The 22,928-nt window shown below is 57.8% G+C and carries 17 protein-coding genes; 2 read left to right on the top strand and 15 right to left on the bottom strand.

Annotation, left to right across the window (positions count from 1 at the left end):
• The first annotated feature begins 53 nt into the window (after positions 1-53).
• The gene (locus tag ABRP95_RS10630) at positions 54-1,754 is read left to right on the top strand and encodes an ABC transporter family substrate-binding protein (protein WP_284770908.1); all 1,701 of its coding nucleotides are present in this window, start codon (positions 54-56) and stop codon (positions 1,752-1,754) included.
• A gap of 541 nt (positions 1,755-2,295) precedes the next feature.
• Here ABRP95_RS10630 and tuf read toward each other — a convergent pair.
• The 8 genes from tuf to ABRP95_RS10590 form a co-directional block, all read right to left on the bottom strand.
• On the bottom strand, positions 2,296-3,486 hold the full coding sequence (tuf, locus tag ABRP95_RS10625; protein ID WP_005276884.1) for an elongation factor Tu: 1,191 nt from the start codon (positions 3,484-3,486) through the stop codon (positions 2,296-2,298).
• 389 nt (positions 3,487-3,875) lie between these two features.
• Positions 3,876-6,005, bottom strand: coding sequence for an elongation factor G (gene fusA / locus ABRP95_RS10620; RefSeq protein ID WP_284819208.1), 2,130 nt, complete (start codon positions 6,003-6,005; stop codon positions 3,876-3,878).
• A 319-nt stretch (positions 6,006-6,324) separates the two neighbouring features.
• The gene (rpsG, locus tag ABRP95_RS10615; RefSeq protein WP_005322865.1) at positions 6,325-6,792 is read right to left on the bottom strand and encodes a 30S ribosomal protein S7; all 468 of its coding nucleotides are present in this window, start codon (positions 6,790-6,792) and stop codon (positions 6,325-6,327) included.
• Between the two features lie 6 nt (positions 6,793-6,798).
• Complete coding sequence (gene rpsL, locus ABRP95_RS10610; RefSeq protein ID WP_005276879.1) at positions 6,799-7,170, bottom strand: 30S ribosomal protein S12; 372 nt, start codon at positions 7,168-7,170, stop codon at positions 6,799-6,801.
• A gap of 263 nt (positions 7,171-7,433) precedes the next feature.
• A complete protein-coding gene (locus ABRP95_RS10605; protein ID WP_284819206.1) occupies positions 7,434-7,985 on the bottom strand; it encodes a nucleoside/nucleotide kinase family protein in 552 nt (183 codons plus the stop codon).
• 26 nt (positions 7,986-8,011) lie between these two features.
• Complete coding sequence (locus ABRP95_RS10600; RefSeq protein WP_284849828.1) at positions 8,012-8,782, bottom strand: energy-coupling factor transporter transmembrane component T family protein; 771 nt, start codon at positions 8,780-8,782, stop codon at positions 8,012-8,014.
• Positions 8,775-10,202, bottom strand: a complete 1,428-nt coding sequence (locus ABRP95_RS10595; RefSeq protein ID WP_284849827.1) for an ABC transporter ATP-binding protein — start codon at positions 10,200-10,202, stop codon at positions 8,775-8,777. The genes ABRP95_RS10600 and ABRP95_RS10595 overlap by 8 nt, the downstream gene beginning before the upstream one ends.
• Positions 10,203-10,215: 13 nt before the next feature.
• Positions 10,216-10,830: an ECF transporter S component gene (locus ABRP95_RS10590; protein ID WP_284849826.1), complete on the bottom strand. Its 615-nt coding sequence runs from the start codon at positions 10,828-10,830 to the stop codon at positions 10,216-10,218.
• A gap of 512 nt (positions 10,831-11,342) precedes the next feature.
• On the opposite strand from ABRP95_RS10590, the gene ABRP95_RS10585 reads away from it, so the two are divergent.
• The gene (locus ABRP95_RS10585; protein ID WP_349839433.1) at positions 11,343-12,098 is read left to right on the top strand and encodes a hypothetical protein; all 756 of its coding nucleotides are present in this window, start codon (positions 11,343-11,345) and stop codon (positions 12,096-12,098) included.
• A 161-nt stretch (positions 12,099-12,259) separates the two neighbouring features.
• Here ABRP95_RS10585 and ABRP95_RS10580 read toward each other — a convergent pair whose 3' ends face one another.
• From ABRP95_RS10580 to rplJ, 7 genes are all read right to left on the bottom strand, one after another.
• The gene (locus tag ABRP95_RS10580; protein WP_284770903.1) at positions 12,260-16,255 is read right to left on the bottom strand and encodes a DNA-directed RNA polymerase subunit beta'; all 3,996 of its coding nucleotides are present in this window, start codon (positions 16,253-16,255) and stop codon (positions 12,260-12,262) included.
• Between the two features lie 132 nt (positions 16,256-16,387).
• Positions 16,388-19,882, bottom strand: a complete 3,495-nt coding sequence (gene rpoB / locus ABRP95_RS10575; protein WP_284796266.1) for a DNA-directed RNA polymerase subunit beta — start codon at positions 19,880-19,882, stop codon at positions 16,388-16,390.
• A 376-nt stretch (positions 19,883-20,258) separates the two neighbouring features.
• Positions 20,259-21,272, bottom strand: a complete 1,014-nt coding sequence (gene pgfA, locus ABRP95_RS10570) for a cell envelope lipid trafficking protein PgfA (RefSeq protein ID WP_284853674.1) — start codon at positions 21,270-21,272, stop codon at positions 20,259-20,261.
• Positions 21,273-21,348: 76 nt separating this feature from the next.
• A complete protein-coding gene (locus tag ABRP95_RS10565; protein WP_284864783.1) occupies positions 21,349-21,684 on the bottom strand; it encodes a HigA family addiction module antitoxin in 336 nt (111 codons plus the stop codon).
• A complete protein-coding gene (locus ABRP95_RS10560) occupies positions 21,659-21,937 on the bottom strand; it encodes a type II toxin-antitoxin system RelE/ParE family toxin (RefSeq protein ID WP_284642670.1) in 279 nt (92 codons plus the stop codon). Before ABRP95_RS10560 ends, ABRP95_RS10565 begins: the two co-directional genes overlap by 26 nt.
• A gap of 173 nt (positions 21,938-22,110) precedes the next feature.
• Complete coding sequence (rplL, locus tag ABRP95_RS10555; RefSeq protein ID WP_005276856.1) at positions 22,111-22,500, bottom strand: 50S ribosomal protein L7/L12; 390 nt, start codon at positions 22,498-22,500, stop codon at positions 22,111-22,113.
• An 88-nt stretch (positions 22,501-22,588) separates the two neighbouring features.
• On the bottom strand, positions 22,589-22,928 hold a 340-nt coding region (gene rplJ / locus ABRP95_RS10550), incomplete at its 5' end, for a 50S ribosomal protein L10 (protein WP_349839432.1).

The following is a 22,928-nucleotide window of genomic DNA, read 5'->3' as shown; positions in this document are numbered from 1 at the left end:
TATTCGACCGTCTATGCCAACTTCGTCTTCATCTCACGCAAGGAGTAATCCCCATGAAAAAGTTCGGTCGCTTCCGTATAGCAACGGTTGCCACTCTCTCCGCCACCGCGCTCGCACTCACCGCCTGCTCGGGTTCTGGTGACGGTGGCGACTCCTCCAACAAGGCTGTCGGCGGTCTCGAAATCGACGTCAAACCGTCCGGTGACTACAACGAAAAAGAACGCGATGAGATTAAGGACGGCGGTGAGCTCACCCTCTCCCTTGGGGAGCTGACCGAGCAGCAGAACCGTTTACACGCCAACATGACCACCGATACCAGCACCGTATGGGGCTGGTACAACCCGCAAATGGCGCTTTATGACGGCGAGGGTAACTACACCCCAAACCCCGCGTACCTGGATTCGGTAGACGAGTCCACCGAGGGCGATAAGACCGTCGTGACCTACGACATCAACGATGACGCCACCTTCAACGATGGCACCCCCATTGACTGGACCGCTTTCGAGAACACCTGGCGCTTCAACAACGGCAAGGACATGGACGTCCAGGTCAATTCCACCGACGGTTACGAGCTAATCGAATCCGTGGAGAAGGGTGAGAACGACAAGGAAGCCGTGGTCACCTTCGAGAGCCCATACCCATGGTGGCAGGGACTTTTCAACGACATCCTGCACCCAGCGATCGATACCGCCGAGAAATTTGACCAGGAATACTTGGGCAAGCTCAACCCACAGTACGGCGCGGGCCCATTCAAGGTGGAAAACTCCGACTTCCGCGGCGGCACCGTGTCCTTCGTGCCTAACGAAAAGTGGTGGGGTGATGAGCCGAAGCTGGACAAGGTCAGCTACCGCGCGATGGAGTCCCAGGCAACCATCAACGCTTTCCAGGCTGGCGAAATCGACGCCGCCGGCGTGGGCAGCAAGAACAACCTCACCATCGCCGCCGACATGGGCGATTCCATCGACGTCCGCGCAGCCACCCGCCCGGCCAACGTCCTATTCACCTTGAATTCCAAGGCCCCACAGCTGGCTGATAAAGATGTTCGCCACGCAGTATTTGCAGCCATCGACCGCGACCAGCTCGCAGAGATCCGCTACAACGGCCTGGGCTATGAAGAGGAAATGCCTGGCTCCCTGACCCTGTACCCAACCCAGGAAGACTACAAGGACAACCTTTCTGAGGTTCTCGAGTACGACGTTGAAGAGGCCAAGAGCCTGCTGGAGGACGCCGGCTACTCTGAGGGCGATGATGGCTACTACGCCAAGGACGGCGACAAGCTGTCTCTGCGCTACGTTCTTATCGGCGATGACGAGGTCTCCAAGTCCACCGCTACCGCCGTCCAGAAGATGCTGAAGGACGCTGGCATTGAGCTGAAGATTGAGGAGCACCCAAGCTCTGACTTCTCCAAGATCAGCAACGAGCGCGACTTTGACCTCTTCCTCTCCGGTATCGCCGCAAGTGACCCATTCGGCCCGGCATTCTTCGGTCAGACCTACGCCAGCGACTCCACCCTCAACAAGTCCGGCACTGGTACCGAGGAATTCGATAAGAAGATTGAAGAGATGCAGAAGCTGCCGACCCGCGATGAGCAGATCGAGCGCATCAACGAGCTCGAGTCCGAAGCCTTCGCGGAATACGGACTGCTTCCGTTCGCCAACGGCCCCCAGATGGTCGGTCTGAAGAAGGGCATCGCCAACATGGGCGCCCCTGGATTCGCCGTCATCCCTAAGGAAAACATCGGCTGGGAGAAGTAATAACTACTTCTCTCACCAGGTAAAGGCCTTCCACTACCTGCCTGCAGGTAGTGGAAGGCCTTCCTTTGTGTTTGGGTGTGTTTGGACCCTGCAAACCCCCAACAGAACCCAACTTAAGGGGGCAAACTCGCTGCCCAGGCGAGGGCAGCGAGACAGGCTCGCGATGGCGGCCCATTAGCCGTTTGCGCAGACCGTCCGGCAGCTTATCGGACTCGCCACTACACGGATGCCCTAGAGCCAACACATTGCGACTCCTACCTAGGAGCGGCCCGCGCCAATGGCGGCTCCAGCTAAAAGCCTCCGAGATGGCCTCTACCCTGGCACAGCCATATCGCTGCATTCAGGCCTCTAACTGCGTGAACAGGTCTTAAGCTGGGCCTACAGTTCCCTCGGAGAGCAGAAAAAGCCACTAACGTACAGCACTGCCTGTAGCCAACGACCTCTCCAACTCAAGGCGCGCGTAGAAATCAAAAAAGTTCGCCACACCGGCATGCGGTGCAGCGGACTCTTAATGCTCTACTGAGCGGTTACGAAGCCTCGATTAGTCGAGAACCTTGGTAACGCGGCCAGCGCCGACGGTGCGGGAGCCCTCGCGGATAGCGAAGCGCAGGCCCTCGTCCATAGCAACAGGCTGGATGAGCTCAACGGACATCTCAACGTTGTCGCCAGGCATAACCATCTCGGTGCCCTCAGGCAGGTTCACAACACCGGTAACGTCGGTGGTGCGGAAGTAGAACTGAGGACGGTAGTTGTTCATGAACGGGGTGTGGCGGCCGCCCTCTTCCTTCTTCAGGACGTAGACGGAACCCTCGAACTTGGTGTGAGGGGTGTAAGCGCCCGGCTTGATAACAACCTGGCCACGCTCAACGTCCTCACGCTTGGTACCACGCAGAAGCAGACCACAGTTGTCGCCAGCCTCGGTGTAGTCCATCATCTTGCGGAACATCTCGATACCGGTAACGGTGGTGTTCTGGGACTTCTCCTGGATACCGATGATCTCAACGTCCTCGTTGACGTTCAGACGACCGCGCTCAACACGGCCGGTAACAACGGTACCGCGGCCGGTAATGGTGAAGATGTCCTCGATAGGCATCAGGAACGGCTGGTCGGTAGCGCGCTCCGGGTCAGGGATGGAGTTGTCGCAGGCATCCATCAGGTCAACGATGGACTGTACCCACTTCTCGTCACCCTCGAGTGCCTTCAGAGCGGAGATGTGAACGATAGGAGCTTCCTCATCGTAGTCCTGCTCTGCGAGCAGCTCGGAGATTTCCATCTCCACGAGCTCGATGATTTCCTCATCGTCAACCATGTCGCACTTGTTCAGTGCAACGAGGATGTAAGGAACGCCAACCTGGCGAGCAAGCAGAACGTGCTCACGGGTCTGCGGCATCGGGCCATCTGTTGCAGCAACAACCAGGATAGCGCCGTCCATCTGAGCTGCGCCGGTAATCATGTTCTTGATGTAGTCGGCGTGGCCCGGGGCGTCAACGTGTGCGTAGTGACGCTTCGGGGTGGAGTACTCCACGTGGGAGATGTTAATGGTAATACCGCGCTCCTTCTCCTCAGGAGCCTTGTCGATCATGTCGAACGCGAATGCCTGGTTCTCCTCAGGGTACTGGTCAGCCAGAACCTTGGTGATCGCTGCGGTGGTGGTGGTCTTGCCGTGGTCGACGTGTCCGATGGTGCCGATGTTCACATGCGGCTTCGTACGCTCGAACTTCTCCTTTGCCACTGTATGTCCTCCTGGACTATATGGTGGCTACGACCTTCGCAGCCACGTGGTTGACAGTTGTCATTGGCACCTGACCCATTGTCTGGGACAAAGCGCTAATGACGCTTTCTTTACGTGCCAGTTACACGATCCTAGATTTATCCCGCGGTTTTTTCAAACCGCCATTATAGGAGGTAACCCCGCGTATCTTCGCGGCCATTTCCCTCAACAAGAGTCTCAAATAAAGGATCCTGGGAGGGTAACGGCCGGCTCAATTCACAACCAATGGTGTTAGCTGCAAACTCAGCCCGCCGCTACCCGGCCCAGTTGCCACATTTAGCGGTGAGGCTGGCATCTACTGGCAGAGACTACCAGCCCTTAACCACCCCTGAACGGGCGGGGCGTCGCTATTAGTTCGCGCCGCCGGTGCGCTCTTCGATGATCTCCTGAGCCACGGAGGAAGGAACCTCAGCGTAGGAGTCGAAGACCATGGTGAAGTTAGCGCGGCCTGCGGTGGAAGAACGCAGGTCACCGATGTAGCCGAACATCTCAGACAGCGGAACCTTGGCCTTGACGACCTTGGCGCCGGAGCGGTCTTCCATGGCGAAGACCTGGCCACGACGGGAGGAGATGTCACCGTTAACGGTACCCATGTACTCCTCAGGGGTAACAACCTCAACGGCCATCATTGGCTCCAGCAGAACCGGCTTTGCCTTGGCCATAGCTTCCTTGAATACCTGGGAGCCGGCCAGCTTGAAGGCCATCTCGGAGGAGTCAACGTCGTGGTAAGCGCCGTCTTCGAGCGTTGCCTTGATGTTGACCATCGGGAAGCCAGCCAGGTAGCCGTATTGCATAGCGTCCTGGATACCAGCATCGACGGAAGGAATGTATTCCTTCGGCACGCGGCCACCGGTAACGGCGTTCTCGAACGCGTAGGTTGCAGACTCGCCCTCTTCCAAGGTCTCTGGGTCCGGGTTGTACGGCTCGATGGTGCAGATAACCTTTGCGAACTGGCCGGAACCACCGGTCTGCTTCTTGTGGGTGTAGTCGATGGACTCCACCTTGCGGCGGATGGTCTCGCGGTAAGCAACCTGTGGGTTACCGATGTTTGCCTCGACCTTGAACTCGCGCTTCATGCGGTCAACAAGAACGTCGAGGTGGAGCTCGCCCATACCGCCGATGACGGTCTGGCCGGTTTCATCATCCAGCTCAACGGTAAAGGTTGGGTCCTCAGCAGCAAGCTTCTGGATGGCGTTACCCAGCTTCTCCTGGTCGGCCTTGGTCTTCGGCTCGATGGAGACCTTGATAACCGGGTCCGGAAAGTCCATGGACTCAAGAATGATCTGGTCGTTCTTGTCACACAGGGTGTCACCGGTAGTGGTTTCCTTCAGACCCACAACGGCGTAGATGTTGCCGGCGTCAGCCTGCTCCACCGGGTTCTCCTTGTTGGCGTGCATCTGGAAGAGCTTACCGATGCGCTCCTTCTTGCCCTTGGTGGAGTTCATAACCTCGGTACCAGGGGTGACCTGGCCTGAGTACACGCGCACGAAGTTGAGCTGACCAAAGAACGGGTGAGCTGCAATCTTGAAGGACAGCGCGGAGAAGGAAGACTCAACGGAAGGCTTACGGGTAAGCTCCTGCTCCTCATCGCCGACAGCGTGGCCGATAACCTCGCCCACGTCCAGCGGGTTAGGCAGGAAGTCCACAACAGCATCCAGCAGCGGCTGGACACCCTTGTTGCGGTAAGCGGTACCGCAGTAGACCGGGTAAATCTCGGAGTTGATGGTCAGCTTGCGGATGCCGGCCTTCAGCTCGTCGATGGAAAGCTCTTCGCCGCCGAAGTACTTCTCCATGAGTTCTTCGTCAGACTCTGCAACGGCCTCAACCAGCTGCTCGCGGTACTGCTCAGCCTTTTCCTTGAGGTCCTCAGGGATCTCCTCGTAGGTTGGCTCAGCACCGGTCTCGACCTTGCCGCGCCAGGTGATGGCCTGCATGTTCAGCAGGTCAACGACGCCGTCGAAGTCATCCTCAGCGCCGATAGGCAGCTGCATAACGAGCGGCTTAGCGCCCAGGCGTTCAACGATCGTGTCAACGGTGTAGTAGAAGTCTGCGCCCAGCTTGTCCATCTTGTTGACGAAGCAGATACGTGGAACGTCGTACTTAGCAGCCTGGCGCCACACCTGCTCGGACTGTGGCTCCACACCTTCCTTACCGTCGAAGACGGCGACGGCGCCATCGAGGACACGCAGGGAGCGCTCAACCTCAACGGTGAAGTCAACGTGACCCGGGGTGTCAATGATGTTGATCTGGTTGTTGTTCCAGAAACAGGTCACGGCAGCGGAGGTAATGGTGATGCCGCGTTCCTTCTCCTGTGCCATCCAGTCAGTGGTGGATGCACCGTCGTGGGTCTCGCCCACCTTACGGTTGATACCGGTGTAGAAGAGAATACGCTCGGTAGTGGTCGTCTTACCAGCATCGATGTGGGCCATGATGCCAATGTTGCGGACCTTGTTCAGATCCTTGAGCACTTCTTGTGCCACGTTTATACCCCAACTTAATAGTCGTCGACGCCGTGACCAGAAACCTGGCTAAGACGCCTGCATGGATAAGTTCTTGAAAAGTTTGCCTTTGAGTGGCCGTGCTAGGTGCCCAGTGGCTCCTAGACTTCCATCGCTTCAGTGTACTGGACATAAAGCGAATGCGCTGGACTAGGCCAGCTGCGCTGGTCTAAATCACACCCGGTGCCACCAAAATGGCCCAAGCAAGAGATATGAAGTTTTGTGTCGCCGCCGGGGAACCCGGAAATCAGCGCGAAACTCGTTTCTCGTTGCTTAGGCCATTGATGCAGGTGCTGAAAAATTACCAGCGGTAGTGAGCGAAGGCGCGGTTAGCCTCAGCCATCTTGTGGGTATCCTCGCGGCGCTTCACGGAAGCACCGAGGCCGTTGGAGGCATCCAGGATCTCGTTGGCGAGACGCTCGATCATGGAGTTCTCGCGGCGCTGACGGGTGAAGGTCACCATCCAGCGCAGTGCCAAGGTGTTGGCGCGGTCCGGACGGACCTCAACCGGCACCTGGTAGGTAGCGCCACCCACGCGGCGGGAACGAACCTCGAGGTCCGGGCGGATGTTGCCCAGCGCCTTTTCCAGGGTGCCAACCGGGTCGGTGCCGGTCTTCTCGCGGCAAGCCTCAAGCGCGCCGTAGACGATGCGCTCTGCGGTGGACTTCTTGCCGTCCTGGAGGATCTTGTTGACGAGCATGGTTACCTGCTCGGAGTTGTATACCGGGTCCTTTACTACAGGACGCTTCGGAGCAGCATTCTTACGCATTGTTTATTACTGTCCCTTCTTTGCGCCGTAACGGGAACGAGCCTGCTTACGGTCCTTGACACCCTGGGCATCCAGGGAGCCACGGATGATCTTGTAACGAACACCTGGAAGGTCCTTCACACGGCCGCCGCGAACGAGGACCATGGAGTGCTCCTGCAGGTTGTGGCCCTCACCTGGGATGTAGGCCGAAACCTCGATGCCGCTGGTAAGGCGCACACGAGCAACCTTACGAAGAGCAGAGTTCGGCTTCTTCGGGGTGGTGGTGTACACGCGGGTGCACACGCCACGACGCTGCGGGGAACCCTTCAGCGCAGCGGTAGAGACCTCTTTGCGCTTGGTCTGGCGGCCCTTGCGGACCAGCTGTTGAATAGTTGGCATTAAACAGTCTTTCTGTCGAATTGCACCACTTCTTAAGAAGGGAACCAAACATGCAAAAATAGGCGCTCTTTCCCGGGGCGCTTCCGCATGTCCAGAACTCTTCCCAAGGCGGGCGCCTTGTTAAGGATCAGACTTTTCACCATGTTCTTTGCGCGCCATATTCACACAGGGTGCGCAGTACATAGTGAACTAGAGGTAAGACTAGCAAAGCCAGCGCTATGAACACAAAACCGGTAGTCCGTCCTGCCGGCGGCGCGGAGGGGCTACTCCCACTCCCACGTCAGGTCCGGCTCTGCGGCCTTATCAGAAAAGTAGGATTTCTCCTGCTCTTCCCAGGTGCTAAACCACTTCTCGTAGGTCGGCTCGCGGGCAATCGCACGCTCATAGCGTTGGTCGCGGGGGCCATCGATGCGCACGGTCACCACCGCGCCGCGCTTTTTCGCCGCCGCGATATTATCCGCGGTCACGGAACCAACGCCTTCAATAATGAGGTCATCGCGCACGTCGAGGCTTGCCCAGTCACCGGGGCAATTGGCTTCCCAATCCCAGCGCCAATAGCCAGGATTCATGGTGCGCAAGACCTGCTCGCCCACCATCTCGGAGCCCTTTTCCAGGCCATGCCAGCCAGGATAGAATTCATCGAGGTGAACAACCCGCCAATTAGTGCGATCTGCCAAGGCGGCGGAGGTCCAGGTTTTGCCGGAGCCCGAGGGGCCATCGATAAGCACCGTGATGGGTTTAAACGCACGCTTTCGCGAGGCTGCTAGCTTAACGATGTCCTCCAAGAGGCGCTCTTGTTCGGCATCAATGTCCATAGTGCTTGAATCACTGCTTTCGCGGATTAAAGGCCAAAGAATCTCCAGGCCCCAGTAAGTACCGAAGTTACCACCGGTACACAAGCAAGGGCGAGACCGCAGGCCATCACCCACCCATCGTGGGCGTGCAACCTGGATTCTCGGGCCCAGGTGCGCTCCCCTCCTCCGGGTGGGGTGCGCCCGAACCCGCGCGCTTCCATCGCGGTCGCAAGCTTGCCGCCGCGGCGCAAAGCAATCACCAACAGGCCAAAGGACATCGTGAGCAAGTGCTTGAAGCGACCTTCATCCGTGAGCCCGCGGGCCCTGCGCGCCATGCCGAGTGATTGCCAATCCGATTGCAAGAGCGTCATCATCCGTACTCCGGCTACCGCGCCGATGACGAAGCGGGCGGGAAGGCGGAGGATCTGCGAGAGGGCATCGCCAAGCTCGGTAGGATCGATATCGCGTGCGAGCACCACCGTTGGTAGCGCGACCGCGAGCACACGCAGCGTGATCGCAATGGCCAAGGTGACCGAATTTTCCGTCACCGTAATAAGCCACCAGCTGAAGTACTCCTCTCCCCCGGGCGCGCCATAGAGCAGCATGGAAATGCCCGAAAGCGGGGCGATGAGGAATAGGAACCAGCTGGCTTTCCACAACCGCAGCCAGGACACGCCGCACAGCGGCGCCAGGATGAACGTCAGGCTCAGCGATAACGCCGCCGATACCCAGTCGATGGAGGCGAGCAGCGGCGTAACCCACACAAACATCAGGAAGATACGAGTTAGCGGGTTGACGTTGCGCAAGAGATTAGGCACCGCGCACCTCCACCTGGTGATCGCCCAAGGCCTCTATAAAGAGCGGGTCATGGGTAATGGAGGCAATGGTCGTGCCGTCATCGGCCAATTGGCGCAACAGCCCCACCAACTCCACAAAGGTGCCGGGATCCTGGCCAAAGGTTGGCTCGTCCAAGAGCAGCACCTCCGGGGCGGTCACCAGCGCCGTTGCTACAGAAAGCCGGCGCTTTTCGCCGCCGGATAGCGTAAACGGATTGGCCTTGAGCAAGTGCCCCAAGCGCAGCGATTCCACCAGCTGCGCGATGCGTTTCTCTGGGGGATCAACGCGCATGACCTTGGGCGCGACCCGCAATTCCTCTTCCACGGTGCGGGCGACAAATTGGTGTTCTGGATTTTGGAAGACGAAACCAATGCGGTCAGCCAACTCGCGGGATTTCCACCGGGAAGGCGGGCCCTTCACGCCGCGGCGGATGAAGTCAGCGACCCCGATTTCCCCGGACTCGGCAGGAAGTAACCCCGCCATAGTCATCAGCCACGTCGATTTTCCCACGCCATTGCGGCCGGTAATGACGGTCGAAGCCCCCGCCGGCAGGGAGATGGATCGCGGCGGCCCATAGCGGGTTACCAAATCCTTGCTCCACAGCGCGGCGTTGGACTCTGCGAGCGCATCGCTTCCCAGCGACCGCGCCTGCGGGAGACCGGTGACCTGGCGTTTGCGGGCGACGTCAGCAAAGGGGCCATCAGAAATAATGCGCCCATCCTTCAGCTCTACCGCGCGGTCCAGCACGCTTTCCCACGCAGCATGCTGATGCTCGACTACCACCAAGGTGGCACCGGTGTGCTCCACTAGCTTGCCGACGGCCCGCACCACGTCCTGCGCGCCTTCCGGATCCAGGTTAGCGGTCGGCTCATCCAATAGAACCACGCCCGCGCCCATGGCGATAACCCCGGCGAGCGCCAGGCGTTGCTTCTGCCCGCCGGACAGATGCTCGGTGGGAAAATCCAGGTCCACATAGGGGCCAACTAGGTCTTGAGCCTGTTGCACCCTGCGCCAGATCTCCTCGCGCGGATACGCCAGGTTCTCGCAGCCAAAGGCGATATCATCGCCCACGCGCGCGGAAATGACCTGCGAATCCGGATCCTGGAGAACCAACCCCACCGGAATGGTCCGCCCCGGCTCTTCCACCGTGCCCGCAGAATCCTCCAAGGTAATCTCGCCGGTGCGCGTGCCTTCCTCATCGGAGCCCAAGACACCTGCCATCGCCGCCAATAGCGTGGACTTTCCGGAACCGGAGTCCCCGCACAGCAGGATTTTTTCACCAGGTTCGATGACGAGGTCTATGTCCTGCAGCGCCGGTTGGGAGCGCCCAGCGTGGGTCCACCCATAGCCGCGAGCCGAGATTTTTGTGGCATTTCCTGCTAAGCGTGAAAAATCAGTCATAACGGTCTAAGCCCTAAGCGCGCTGTTCGCGGCCTACCGCAAAGCGGTCAAGGGCACCGGTCTTAGCCAATGCCTTTACCACAACGAAGCCCAAGGCTCCGGCCAAGATGGCACCGGAAATGGTCAACGTGACCAAGTAGATCATATTGAACTCGAAGGACTTCGCGAGGTTACCGGAGGTAAACAGCTCCAGAACAAAGGCACCCCAGCCTGCTGCCATACCTGCCAGGATGGTCACGCCAAGGTTGAACTGCCGGTACATGAAGATGGCGAAGATGATCTCCACACCGATGCCCTGTGCCAAGCCCGAGTACAGGGTGCTAATGCCCCACTGCGAACCCAAGACGGCAGACACGGTAGCGGCAAGAACCTCCACGTACACCGCTGCACCCGGCTTGCGGATGACCAATCCGCCCAGGATACCGCCAAGCAGCCAGATACCGGTGGCCAAGCCGCCAAGACCCGGTGTGAGCGCATCCATGGCTTCGTACCAGGCATAGCCCACGGCATTCCAGCCCAAGAATACGAAACCACAGGCAACACCCAAGACGGATGCCACCACAATATCCACCACGCGCCAGTCCAAGTTGCGCTTTGGTGTTGCGGCCCCAGCAGTATTAGCAGTCATTGTTTTCTCCCTCTCGCCGGAATTACCCGGATCAGGTTCAACGGTTCACCGCGTTATATCGCAGTATCTCAGCCTTCATTTATGTGCCTGTGCGGCCTGTAGGCCCACGGGCCCACAGATTTTGAAAGCTCCCGTGTAATGGTGTAAATCAAGTAGTCCAAGGCCCATATTTTACTTATCTGGGCCACAGGCTTTACTCATACTAGCAAGCACGCATACGGGTCCCCACAACCAATTCGGCGGCCGAGTTGGGGTCCCAGTAACGGGAAACCTACACACAATCCATCAGACAGTCCCAAAACGGAAGGGCCCCGTCCGATACTTCGGCTTATAACCGGTGTTCGGACGTGGCCCTTCCTACTGGAGTGAATTAAGATCCTAGGCGGCTATATCACTCTCTCAGCTCCGAGAATAGACCAAAAAGCACACTATGACAAGATCACCCAATCCGCGATGCCAAGAAAGACGAAGCAATGCACGGATCCAGACATGAACAACATGTACTACAGACGTTGGGAGAACAGCGCGCTGGAAAATATTTAACTCAAATGGGAAATCATGCTGGTCGAGCCCTCGAGCTTTATAGGTGGGACCTTCAACTATCTGCGGCGCTTTGGAACTTATTATCCGTTTTTGAGATTGTCCTCAGAAACAAGATTTGCAAAGCGATCGATGAATGGAGCGATGAGCAGGAGCCTCAAAGCAATAAGAATTGGATTGAACATCCCACTTGCAATGTATCCTTCCCTCTCTCCAACGTCAGCCAACAAATTGCAAACAGAGCCCTAGGAAAAGCCAGGAATGCTAAAGGGATTCGCGACAACGGAACTGGGCTCATCGAAGGGACTCATCCGCGAAAAGGTCAACCCATTAACCGCGATGACATTATTGCCCAAGTCACCTTAACTCAATGGAAGGAAGCTTTCTTCTACCGAGAACCGACAATTCGCCCCGATGGTACCCGCAAGTATTACCCTAACGTGACCACTTATACGAATCTCAAGTCCGTGTACAAAGAGATAACTAGCCGGGCGCTGTCATCGGGCCCTAAGACTATTTCCCCTAATCGAGCTAGTTTTATCATGCATCACGCCGTTTTACTTAGAAATAGAATTAGCCACCAAGAGTCACTGATCGATATCGATTGCAGCATCTACCGGAAGGAAATTTTTGAATTACTTAATTGCTTGGATCCTAACGTTCTTCAATATTTTTCGGCGAGCGATCCCCTTCCGGAAATTCTGAAAAACGATCCTCGTTCAAAGTGACGTTAAATTGTATCCCAATTCGAAGCCCATTTTTGAAAAATAAAATATTTATAGGCCATCTGCGTTAATAGAGAAATATCCTGAAAGAGCCCCCGCTTACCGTTTGACACGGAAGCGGGGCTCTAATTGAACGCGGTGCCGTGGGGCACGCGCTCTAGGACTTAGAAGGTGAAGTCTTCATCCAGCGGGACGGAGGCGCCGGTGAATTCACCGAAGCCATCATCGCCGTAGATGGAATCGCCGTAAGTCGGAATCGAGTATGCGGCGTTGCGCGCAGCCTCGGTCGGCTTGACGGAGATATTGCGGTAGCGCGAGATACCGGTACCGGCCGGGATCAGCTTACCGATGATGACGTTCTCCTTGAGACCGATGAGCTTATCGGAGCGCTTGTTAATAGCGGCATCGGTAAGCACGCGCGTGGTCTCCTGGAACGAGGCTGCGGACAGCCAAGACTCGGTAGCCAAGGAGGCCTTGGTAATACCCATAATCTCCGAGCGCAGCTGTGCCGGCTCGCCGCCTTCTGCGACCTGTGCAGCGTTCATCTGCTTGGCCTCAGAAAGGTCGATCAGGTTACCCGGCAGCAGCTCCGTGGTACCGGCGTCGATGACGGTACCGCGGCGCAGCATCTGGCGGATGATGATCTCGATGTGCTTGTCGTGGATAGCCACACCCTGGGTGCGGTACACGGCCTGCACCTCGTTGATGAGGTGCTGCTCCACGCCGCGACGGCCCAGAACCTCGAGCACGTCGTGCGGGTCAGCCGCACCACGCATCAACCGGTCACCGGTCTCAACGTGGTCGCCGTCCCGCAAGGAACGCTCGATCATCGCATCCGGGTTGGACTCCATCGGGCGACGCACCTGGGCCAGACCCTGGCGCTTGGACAGCTTCTCGTAAACCACGTCATCAGAGCCGTCATCCGGGGTAATGGTCATGGTCCAGAAGTTACCTTCATCGGACAAGGACACGGTGCCGTCCACGGAGGCAATCGGTGCGCGGTTCTTCGGGTTACGGGCCTCGAAGAGCTCCTGCACACGCGGCAGACCACCGGTAATGTCGCCACCGACACCACCCTGGTGGAAGGTACGCATGGTCAGCTGGGTACCAGGCTCACCAATGGACTGTGCAGCCACGATGCCGACGGCCTCGCCGATGTCGACCAACTGGCCGGATGCCATGGACTTGCCGTAGCACTTAGCACAGACACCAGCCGGGGTCTGGCAGGTCAGCACGGAGCGAACCTTGACGTCGGTGACCTTGGCATCGAGAAGCTTCTGCGTAAGCTCCTCGGTCAAGTCTGCACCAGCCTCTGCGACGACTTCGCCGTTCTCATCCTTGACATCGGTGGCAAGCACGCGACCGGAAGCGGAGGTCTCCCACAGCTCGGAGAGGACGACCTTGTCGCCGGAAACCTCGCCGATAGGAACGCGCACGCCCTGGCGGGTGCCACAGTCCTCTTCGCGGACGATGACGTCCTGAGCGACGTCCACCAGACGGCGGGTGAGGTAACCCGAGTCAGCGGTACGCAGCGCGGTATCGGCCAGACCCTTACGGGAACCGTGGGAGTTGTTGAAGTACTCCAGCACGGACAGGCCTTCGCGGAAGGAGGTCTTAATAGGACGGGTGATGTAATCACCGTGCGAGTTCACAACCATGCCCTTCATACCGGCCAGCGTCCAGATCTGACGCATGTTACCGGCAGCACCCGACTTCACAATCATCGGAATTGGGTTGTAATCCGGGTAGATGTTCTCGACGGCCTCACCAACGGTGTCGGTAGCATCCTTCCACAGCTCAACCAGGCGGTCATAACGCTCGCGCTCCGTGAGAGCACCCTGCTCCCAGTACTTACGCTCGATGCGCTCTGCTTCCTTCTCATAAGACTCGAGGATCTCGGTCTTATTCGGCAGCACCAGCACGTCAGACATCGTAATGGTCACACCGGAACGGGTTGCCCAGTAGAAGCCAGCGTCCTTCATGTTGTCCAGAACCTGGGCCACGGTGATCATTGGGTACTTGGTGGCCAAGTCATTGACCACGTCACCAATGAGCACCTTGCCGTCGGTGCCGCCGCCCTTGCGGACCATGATGCCCTCAAGGTACGGGTAGTTCCACGGCAGCAGCTCGTTGAACATGATGCGGCCGATGGTGGTGTAGCCCAACCATGCCTGGCCCTTGGACCATCCATCTGGGAAGAGCTCTGCCTCGATGTCCTCTGGCGGACGCAGGTGATCGATGCGGACCTTGATCGGCGCCTGCAGACCAACCGTGCCACGGTCATACGCCATCAGGGCCTCAGCGTAGGAGGAGTAGACGCCGGTTGCCGGGTAGTCCTCGCCAGCCTCGCGGTAGCGACCGTTGCCGCCGATCTCGTCCTCTGCCTTGTCCATGGTGAGGTAGTACAGGCCGGTCACCATGTCCAGACGCGGCATAGCCAGCGGCTTACCGGATGCCGGGGACAGAATGTTGTTGGAAGCCAGCATCAGCACGCGAGCCTCTGCCTGTGCTTCTGCGGATAGCGGCAGGTGAACTGCCATCTGGTCACCGTCGAAGTCGGCGTTGAAGGCCTCACAGGCCAGCGGGTGCAGCTGAATAGCCTTACCCTCAACCAGCTTCGGCTCGAAGGCCTGAATACCCAGGCGGTGCAGCGTAGGCGCACGGTTGAGCATCACAGGGTGCTCAGAAATGGCCTGCTCCAGCACGTCCCACACCTCTGGGCGCTGGCGCTCCACCATGCGCTTTGCAGACTTGATGTTCTGGGCGTAGTCGTTTTCGACCAAGCGCTTCATAACGAAGGGCTTGAACAGCTCGAGTGCCATGAGCTTCGGCAGACCACACTCGTGCAGCTTCAGCTGGGGGCCGACGATAATAACGGAACGACCGGAGTAGTCCACGCGCTTACCCAGCAGGTTCTGCCGGAAACGCCCCTGCTTACCCTTGAGCAAGTCAGACAGAGACTTCAACGGGCGGTTGCCCGGGCCGGTAACCGGACGGCCACGGCGGCCGTTATCGAAGAGCGCGTCCACAGACTCCTGCAGCATGCGCTTCTCGTTATTCACGATGATCTCTGGTGCACCCAGGTCGATCATGCGCTTCAGGCGGTTATTGCGGTTGATAACGCGGCGGTACAGGTCATTCAGGTCCGAGGTGGCGAAGCGGCCACCGTCCAGCTGCACCATCGGGCGCAGCTCAGGCGGGATAACCGGAATTGCGTCCAGCACCATGCCTGCCGGGTCATTGCCGGAGTTCAGGAATGCGGCAACAACCTTGAGGCGCTTAAGCGCGCGCATCTTCTTTTGGCCCTTGCCGTTGTTGATGATCTCACGCAGCTCCTCGGCCTCTGCCTCGAGGTCGAAATTGCGTACCAAGGTCTGAATGGCTTCTGCACCCATGCCGCCGGTGAAGTAATCCTCGTAGCGGTCAACCAGCTCTTCGTAAATGGTCTCATCGATGACCATCTGCTTCGGAGCAAGCTTCAGGAAGGTGTTCCAGATTTCATCCAAGCGCGCGACCTCGCGCTCGCCGCGCTCGCGGATGTGCTGCATTTCCTTATCGGCAGCGTTCTGTACCTTCTTGCGGGCATCGGCACGCGCACCGGCTGCCTCCAGTTCTGCCAAGTCGGACTCGAGCTTGGAAGCGCGCTCTGCGATCTCGGACTCGGTATCGTCCTCAACGTCCTTCTTTTCCAGCAGCATTTCTGCTTCCAGAGTGGACTGGTCGTTGTGGCGAGCCTCTTCATCAACCGAGGTGATGATGTTGGCAGCGAAGTAGATGATGCGCTCAAGGTCCTTCGGAGCCAGGTCCAGCAGGTAGCCTAGGCGGGAAGGAACGCCCTTGAAGTACCAGATGTGGGTTACCGGAGCGGCCAGTTCAATGTGGCCCATGCGCTCACGGCGCACCTTGGACTTGGTGACCTCTACGCCGCAACGCTCACAGATGATGCCCTTGTAACGGACGCGCTTGTACTTACCACAAGCACACTCCCAGTCACGGGTAGGTCCGAAAATGCGCTCGCAGAACAAGCCGTCCTTTTCCGGCTTCAGCGTGCGGTAGTTAATGGTCTCGGGCTTTTTAACCTCGCCCTTAGACCAGCGACGGATATCGTCAGCAGTGGCCAGACCGATGCGGAGCTCGTCGAAGAGATTTACGTCAAACACGTAATGTCTCCCTTTCATCCTCGTCATCTGAGGAATTGATGGCTTTTAATGAATTAATCTTTATTGCCCGCCCGCGGCGGTCCCGGTGTTAGGCACCGGAACCATGCATTCCGCAGTGGACCGAGAATCTATTTAGGCGATGTCTGCGGAAGAGCCCTCATCGCGGGACAAGTTAATGCCAAGCGATGGGCTATCCATGTCATCGTCATCAGAGCCAGACAGCTCCATCGGAGTGCCGTCGGTGGAAAGAACTTCCACGTTCAGGCACAGGGACTGCAGCTCCTTGAGCAACACCTTGAAGGACTCAGGGATGCCCGGATCTGGGATGTTGTCGCCCTTCACGATGGCCTCGTAGACCTTCACGCGGCCCACCACGTCATCGGACTTAATGGTCAAGAGCTCCTGCAGGGTGTAGGCAGCGCCATAAGCCTGCATTGCCCACACCTCCATCTCACCGAAGCGCTGGCCACCGAACTGAGCCTTACCACCCAGTGGCTGCTGGGTAATCATGGAGTAAGGACCAGTGGAACGAGCGTGAATCTTCTCATCAACCAGGTGGTGCAGCTTGAGCATGTACATGTAGCCCACGGAGATGGGGTACTTGTACGGCTCGCCCGAGCGGCCATCGAAAAGCGTGGCCTTACCGTGCTCATTGACCAGTACGTCGCCGTCGCGGTTCGGGCGGGACGATGCCAACAGGCGCTCGATCTCGTGGTTGGTAGCACCATCGAAGACCGGGGTGGCGGTCAGGGAGTCCGCAGGGACATCGTAAAGCTCTTCCGGCAAGGTCTTGAGGAGCTCGGCGTTAGCCGGATCCTCGGTGTCGACCTTCCAACCAGCGTGAGCCAGCCAGCCCAAGTGCAACTCAAGCACCTGGCCGATGTTCATACGACGCGGCACACCGTGGGTGTTCAGCAGGATGTCCACCGGGGTGCCATCCTCCATGAACGGCATATCCTCTGGCGGCAGGATCTTGCCCACAACACCCTTGTTGCCGTGGCGGCCGGCCATCTTATCGCCGTCCTGGATCTTGCGCTTTTGTGCCACGTACACGCGGATCATCTCGTTGACGCCAGGTGCCAGGTCGTCGTCATCATCGCGGGAGAAGCGAGCAACGCCAATAACCTTGCCCACCTCACCGTGCGGAACCTTCATGGAGGTATCGCGCACCTCGCGGGCCTTCTCACCGAAGATGGCGCGCAGCAGGCGCTCTTCCGGAGTCAGCTCGGTCTCACCCTTCGGGGTGACCTTACCCACTAGGATATCGCCGGCACGAACGTCAGCACCGATACGGATGATGCCGCGCTCATCGAGGTCGCTCAAGACATCCTCAGCGACGTTTGGAATTTCGCGGGTGATTTCCTCGGCGCCCAGCTTGGTGTCACGAGCATCGATCTCGTGCTCTTCGATGTGGACGGAGGTCAGGATGTCCTCCTCCACGATGCGCTGGTTAAGGATGATGGCGTCCTCGTAGTTGTGGCCTTCCCACGGCATGAACGCAACCAGCAGGTTGCGGCCGAGCGACATCTCACCATTATGGGTACCTGGGCCATCGGCCAAAACCTGGCCGGCCTCTACGCGCTGTCCCATGGACACCAGCGGGGTCTGGTTGTAGTTGGTGCCCTGGTTGGTGCGCTCGAACTTACGCAGGATGTAGGTATCGCGCTGACCCTCATCGTCCATAATGGTAATGACGTCAGCGGTAACGTTTTCAACCACACCGGCCTTTGGCGTGATGACGACGTCACCAGCGTCGTAGGCAGCGCGCTGCTCCATACCGGTACCCACCAGTGGGGCCTCGGAACGAACCAGCGGAACCGCCTGCTTCTGCATGTTCGCACCCATCAAGGCACGGTTAGCATCGTCGTGCTCCAAGAACGGAATCATGGCGGTACCAACGGAGACCATCTGGCGCGGGGAAACGTCAACGTAGTCCACACCGGAGGCATCGGTCACTCCGATGTCACCTTCCTTCAAGCGGACCTCGATGCGCTCGCCGATCAAACGGCCTTCCTCGTCCTGCTCAACCTCGGCCTGAGCAATGGCGAAGCGGTCCTCCTCATCAGCGGTGAGGTATTCCACTTGGTCCGTAACCTTGCCGTCAACGACCTTGCGGTACGGGGTCTCGATGAAGCCGAAGGGGTTCACGCGGGCGTAGGACGCCAGCGCACCAATCAGACCAATGTTTGGACCCTCAGGGGTCTCAATCGGGCACATGCGGCCGTAGTGCGAAGCGTGCACGTCTCGCACCTCAATGCCGGCGCGCTCACGGGACAGACCACCTGGGCCCAGTGCGGACAAGCGACGCTTGTGGGTCAGGCCAGACAGGGAGTTGTTGTGGTCCATGAACTGCGAGAGCTGCGAAGTACCAAAGAACTCGCGGATAGCAGCAGAGACCGGGCGCACGTTAATCAGGGACGTCGGCGTGATGGACTCGGCGTCCTGGGTGGTCATGCGCTCGCGCACGACGCGTTCCATGCGGGACAGGCCAACACGGACCTGGTTCTGGATGAGCTCACCCACGGTGCGCAGACGACGGTTGCCAAAGTGGTCGATGTCGTCGGTGTTCAGCGAGATCATCTCGCCGTTTGGTGCCTTCATCTCACGCTCGCCAACGTGCAGGCGTACCAAGTACTCCAGGGTGACGGCGATGTCTTCTTCAGTCAGGGTCATCAGACCGTCGTGGTCGCCGCCAAGGCCCAGCTTGCGGTTGGCCTTGTAGCGGCCAACCTTGGCAAGGTCATAGCGCTTAGCGCGGAAGAAGGAGTTATCCAACAAGGACTGCGCCAACTCGCGGGTAGGCTGCTCGCCCGGGCGCTGCTTGCGGTAGATCTCCAGCAGCGCTTCATCGGTGTTGGATACACCGTCAGATTCTAGGGTGGACATCATGAGCTCAGAGAAGCTGAAGCGCTCCCTGATCTGCTCCTCGGTCCAACCCAGTGCCTTCAACAGGACGGTTACCGGCTGGCGGCGCTTGCGGTCAATGCGCACGCCGACGGTATCGCGCTTGTCCACGTCGAACTCCAGCCAAGCACCGCGGGAAGGAATAATCTTCACGGAGTGCAGCGGGCGTTCGGTGGACTTATCGATGGAACGATCGAAGTACACACCCGGGGAACGCACCAGCTGGGAGACGATGACGCGCTCGGTACCGTTCACGATGAAGGTACCCATATCCGTCATGATCGGGAAGTCACCGATGAAGACGGTCTGCGACTTAATCTCTTGGGTGTCGTTATTAATGAACTCTGCGGTCACGTACAGCGGCGCGGAGTAGTTGATGTCCTTTTCTTTACACTCATCGACGGTGTTTTTCACCGGCTCGAAGCGAGGCTCCGACAAGGACAGGGACATATTGCCCGAGTAGTCCTGAATCGGCGAGAGCTCTTCGAGGATATCCTCAAGGCCACTCGTCACGCGTGCGTCATCGCCGCGCTCAGCCTGCTCACGCTCGCGCCATTCCGGCGAGCCGACGAGCCAAGCAAAGGAATCGAGTTGTACGTCAAGGAGGCCCGGCAGGGCGATAGGCTCGCTAATTTTCGCAAACGAGTATCGCTTCGGGGCTCCGGGGATATTGGCCACTGACTTGGTCTGGCGGGAGACTGCCAAGATGGGTCCTTCCAGCACCTCACGCGGATTGCTACTCGCCCTGGCCGACGAGCAGCAAAACCGCTGGTAATTTTAGCATTCGGTCTGCTGTGGAGTGTCTGGGTTCAGAATGCACAAAATCACCTTGTCAAGTCGGTTTTGCCATCACCAACCCGAAAGGCTAAATGTGCACCGAAGATCCAGATTCCAGCGCAACGAATTAGTGTATAGGAAAAACTCAGGTATGTAAAGACACACCACTCTTAAGGCTTTTTCATTCCACATTCGGGGGGCAAGCTCTCGCTCGCCGCTGCGCCAACGCGGCAGTAATGCTGCACCGCGTCTATCGCGGCAACCACAAGTACCGTACCACTAAAAACTCATGCAACCGCAACCCGAACCACACTTAAGGCTCTTAGCTGGAACTTTGCCTAGCTATTTGGGTGACGTTTTTCTTTCCGCGACGGCGTACATGCTTGTTTTTACGGTCATATATTCCAAGTGCCCCAATGACCCCAATAAAGGTAAGCAAGATACCGATTCCTAGGGCTACCCAGCGCGTGATCTCCGCCACGTGGTTGCGTGGGAATGATTCTGCTTCCGCGATGAGCGCGGCACGGCTTTCCTGTGAAGTGGAACCATTAAAGACAAAGGCTCGCTCGCGCCCTACCCCCTCGCGATCCGCGTAGTAGTCATCGATATCCATATCCATGCCCACCACCAAGCCGGTGGCTTGGTCGACGTAGAAGTCTCGGCTGCCCGAGTGCATCAAATAACCAGGTTCTTGACCCCCATCTTCCTTGGGGAAGGAGGTGGTATTGCCATCGGCGGCATACAGCTGCGCTACGTTCGTTGGTTCAATTTCCTGGTGATAGCGATACACCGTGCGGCCTTCTATGTCAGTTTCTTCTTCAAAGACCGCGTCCACCGCCTTGCGCAGGGTGGGGTCAAAAACCGGGTAATTCGTTTTCTCCGCATCCGCTGGGAATTTCAGCCAGTACCCGTCGATGGCTACCTGATCTTCGGGGCTAGCCAAAGTGTGGCTCAGGCTGGCTTCTGCCTCTGCCTCACCGCTCAGGCGGTCGATGGGATAGGTCCACACCTGCGCCTGGCTTAAATCGTCGATGCCCTGACCATCGCCGCGAAGACGCGTCTCCCCTATGCGCAGCGTCGCGGTATCTTCATCTGAAGGCTCTTGGATGCTCGCATTAATCTGGTAGGTCATCGGCCCAGAATAAGGCGACGTGCCATCCTTATTGACCACTTGGGAATCCGCGGAGTCATCCTTAAGGGTCCACGTAGTGTTTTTGAGCTCCAACGGCAACCGCGGCGAGAAATCCAAAAACGCCGGCGCCGCTACTCCGGCGGCCACCAGCGCTACGCCGAGGCCAAGTAAAAGGACGGAAAAGATGCGGGACTTGGGCAGCATGGGGGCTAATTCTACAGCGCTAGCCCCTAAATCCTAGTTTCTACAGGCGGGCTCGAGCGGACTAAACCTAAGATTCCTACGCCGTGTGCTTATCCCAGGCAATAATGCCGCTCGTGTCCGTCGTGCGCCGAGCGCACCAAAGGTCATATTCTTCTTGCAATCCCAACCAGAATTCGGCGGAATTGCCAAAATATGCCGAAAGACGCAAAGCCATATCCGCGCTCAATCCAATTCGCCCTCGGACAAGCTTCGAAATCTGGGATTTGCTGCTAAAAACGTCCTTCGCCAAGCGATATTGAGTAATACCTAAAGGCGTTAAAAACTCTTCGCTTAATACCTCACCTGGGTGCGGCACAGGGACTATGTCCAGTGCTCCTTCAGACCCATTAGTGGTAATCGATGAAGTCAACATCGATAGCTCCCTTCTCTGTCCACCGGAAAATTATCCTCCACTGTGCATTTACTCGAATCGAATAAAAGCCTTCGAACTGACCTCTAAGCTTTTCCAGGTGATTCGCTGGCGGAACTCTTAAATCAGAAACTGTCGCAGATCGATCAATCATGATCAACTTCCGGCGTAATACTTTCCGCAATTCAGGAGGTACGTACTTGGGCGATTTACCATTAATGTGAAACAGCTCTAAGCTATCTCTCCTAAATTCCACAATCCTATAGTGTCACACTTTGAAACTTGAGTCTACCGCTGAGACAATCATTATTAGAGTCGTCGCAACGACCCACTAAGCTCAAGGAACCCGCAAAACGGGAGAAACCCCCATCTCCCACCGCATTTAGCGCGGTAAGAGTGGGGGCTTCGAAAGCGTGAAGCTCAGTTAAATTACTTGAGCTCGACGGAAGCGCCAGCCTCTTCCAGCTTGGTCTTAGCAGCCTCAGCGTCGTCCTTGGAAGCGCCTTCGATGATGGCCTTAGGTGCACCCTCAACCATTTCCTTAGCTTCCTTCAGGCCCAGGCCGGAAACGAGCTCGCGGACAGCCTTAATAACGCCGATCTTCTTAGCGCCAGCGTCGGTCAGAACGACGTCGAACTCGGTCTGCTCCTCAGCAGCGGAAGCGCCGCCCTCAGCCGGGGCGCCCGGTGCAGCAGCGGCAACCGGTGCAGCAGCCTCAACGTCGAAGACGTCCTCGAATTCCTTAACGAACTCAGACAGTTCGATGAGGGTCATTTCCTTGAAAGCTTCAATGAGCTCGTCCTTGGTGAGCTTAGCCATGATGGCAAGTCCTTTCTGTGTTGTGTGCTTGTTCCCCGGTGATGGGGTAACAGGCACGGTGTTTTATGTGTGCGTCTTTTGTGACGACTTAAGCTTCTGCTTCCTTCTTGTCCTGCAGAGCAACAACGGTGCGAACCGCCTTGGTTGCAGGAGCGTTGAAGACAGCGGCTGCCTTCGCCATAGAACCCTTCATAGCGCCAGCCAGCTTTGCGAGGGTGGTCTCGCGGTTGTCCAGCTTGGCGATGGCCTGAACCTGCTCCGCAGACAATGCGTCGCCGTCCATGTAGCCACCCTTGATGACGAGTGCCTTGTTGTCATCAGCAAACTTGGTGATGACCTTCGCAGCATCTACTGCCTCGCCCTTGATGAACGCAATTGCGGTCGGGCCAGTCAGCAAATCATCAAGACCTTCGATGCCAGCTTCGTTG

This window comes from Corynebacterium sp. KPL2895, from assembly GCF_040225815.1.
GTDB lineage: Bacteria > Actinomycetota > Actinomycetes > Mycobacteriales > Mycobacteriaceae > Corynebacterium > Corynebacterium rhinophilum.
This window is presented reverse-complemented; position numbering and strand designations above follow the sequence as displayed.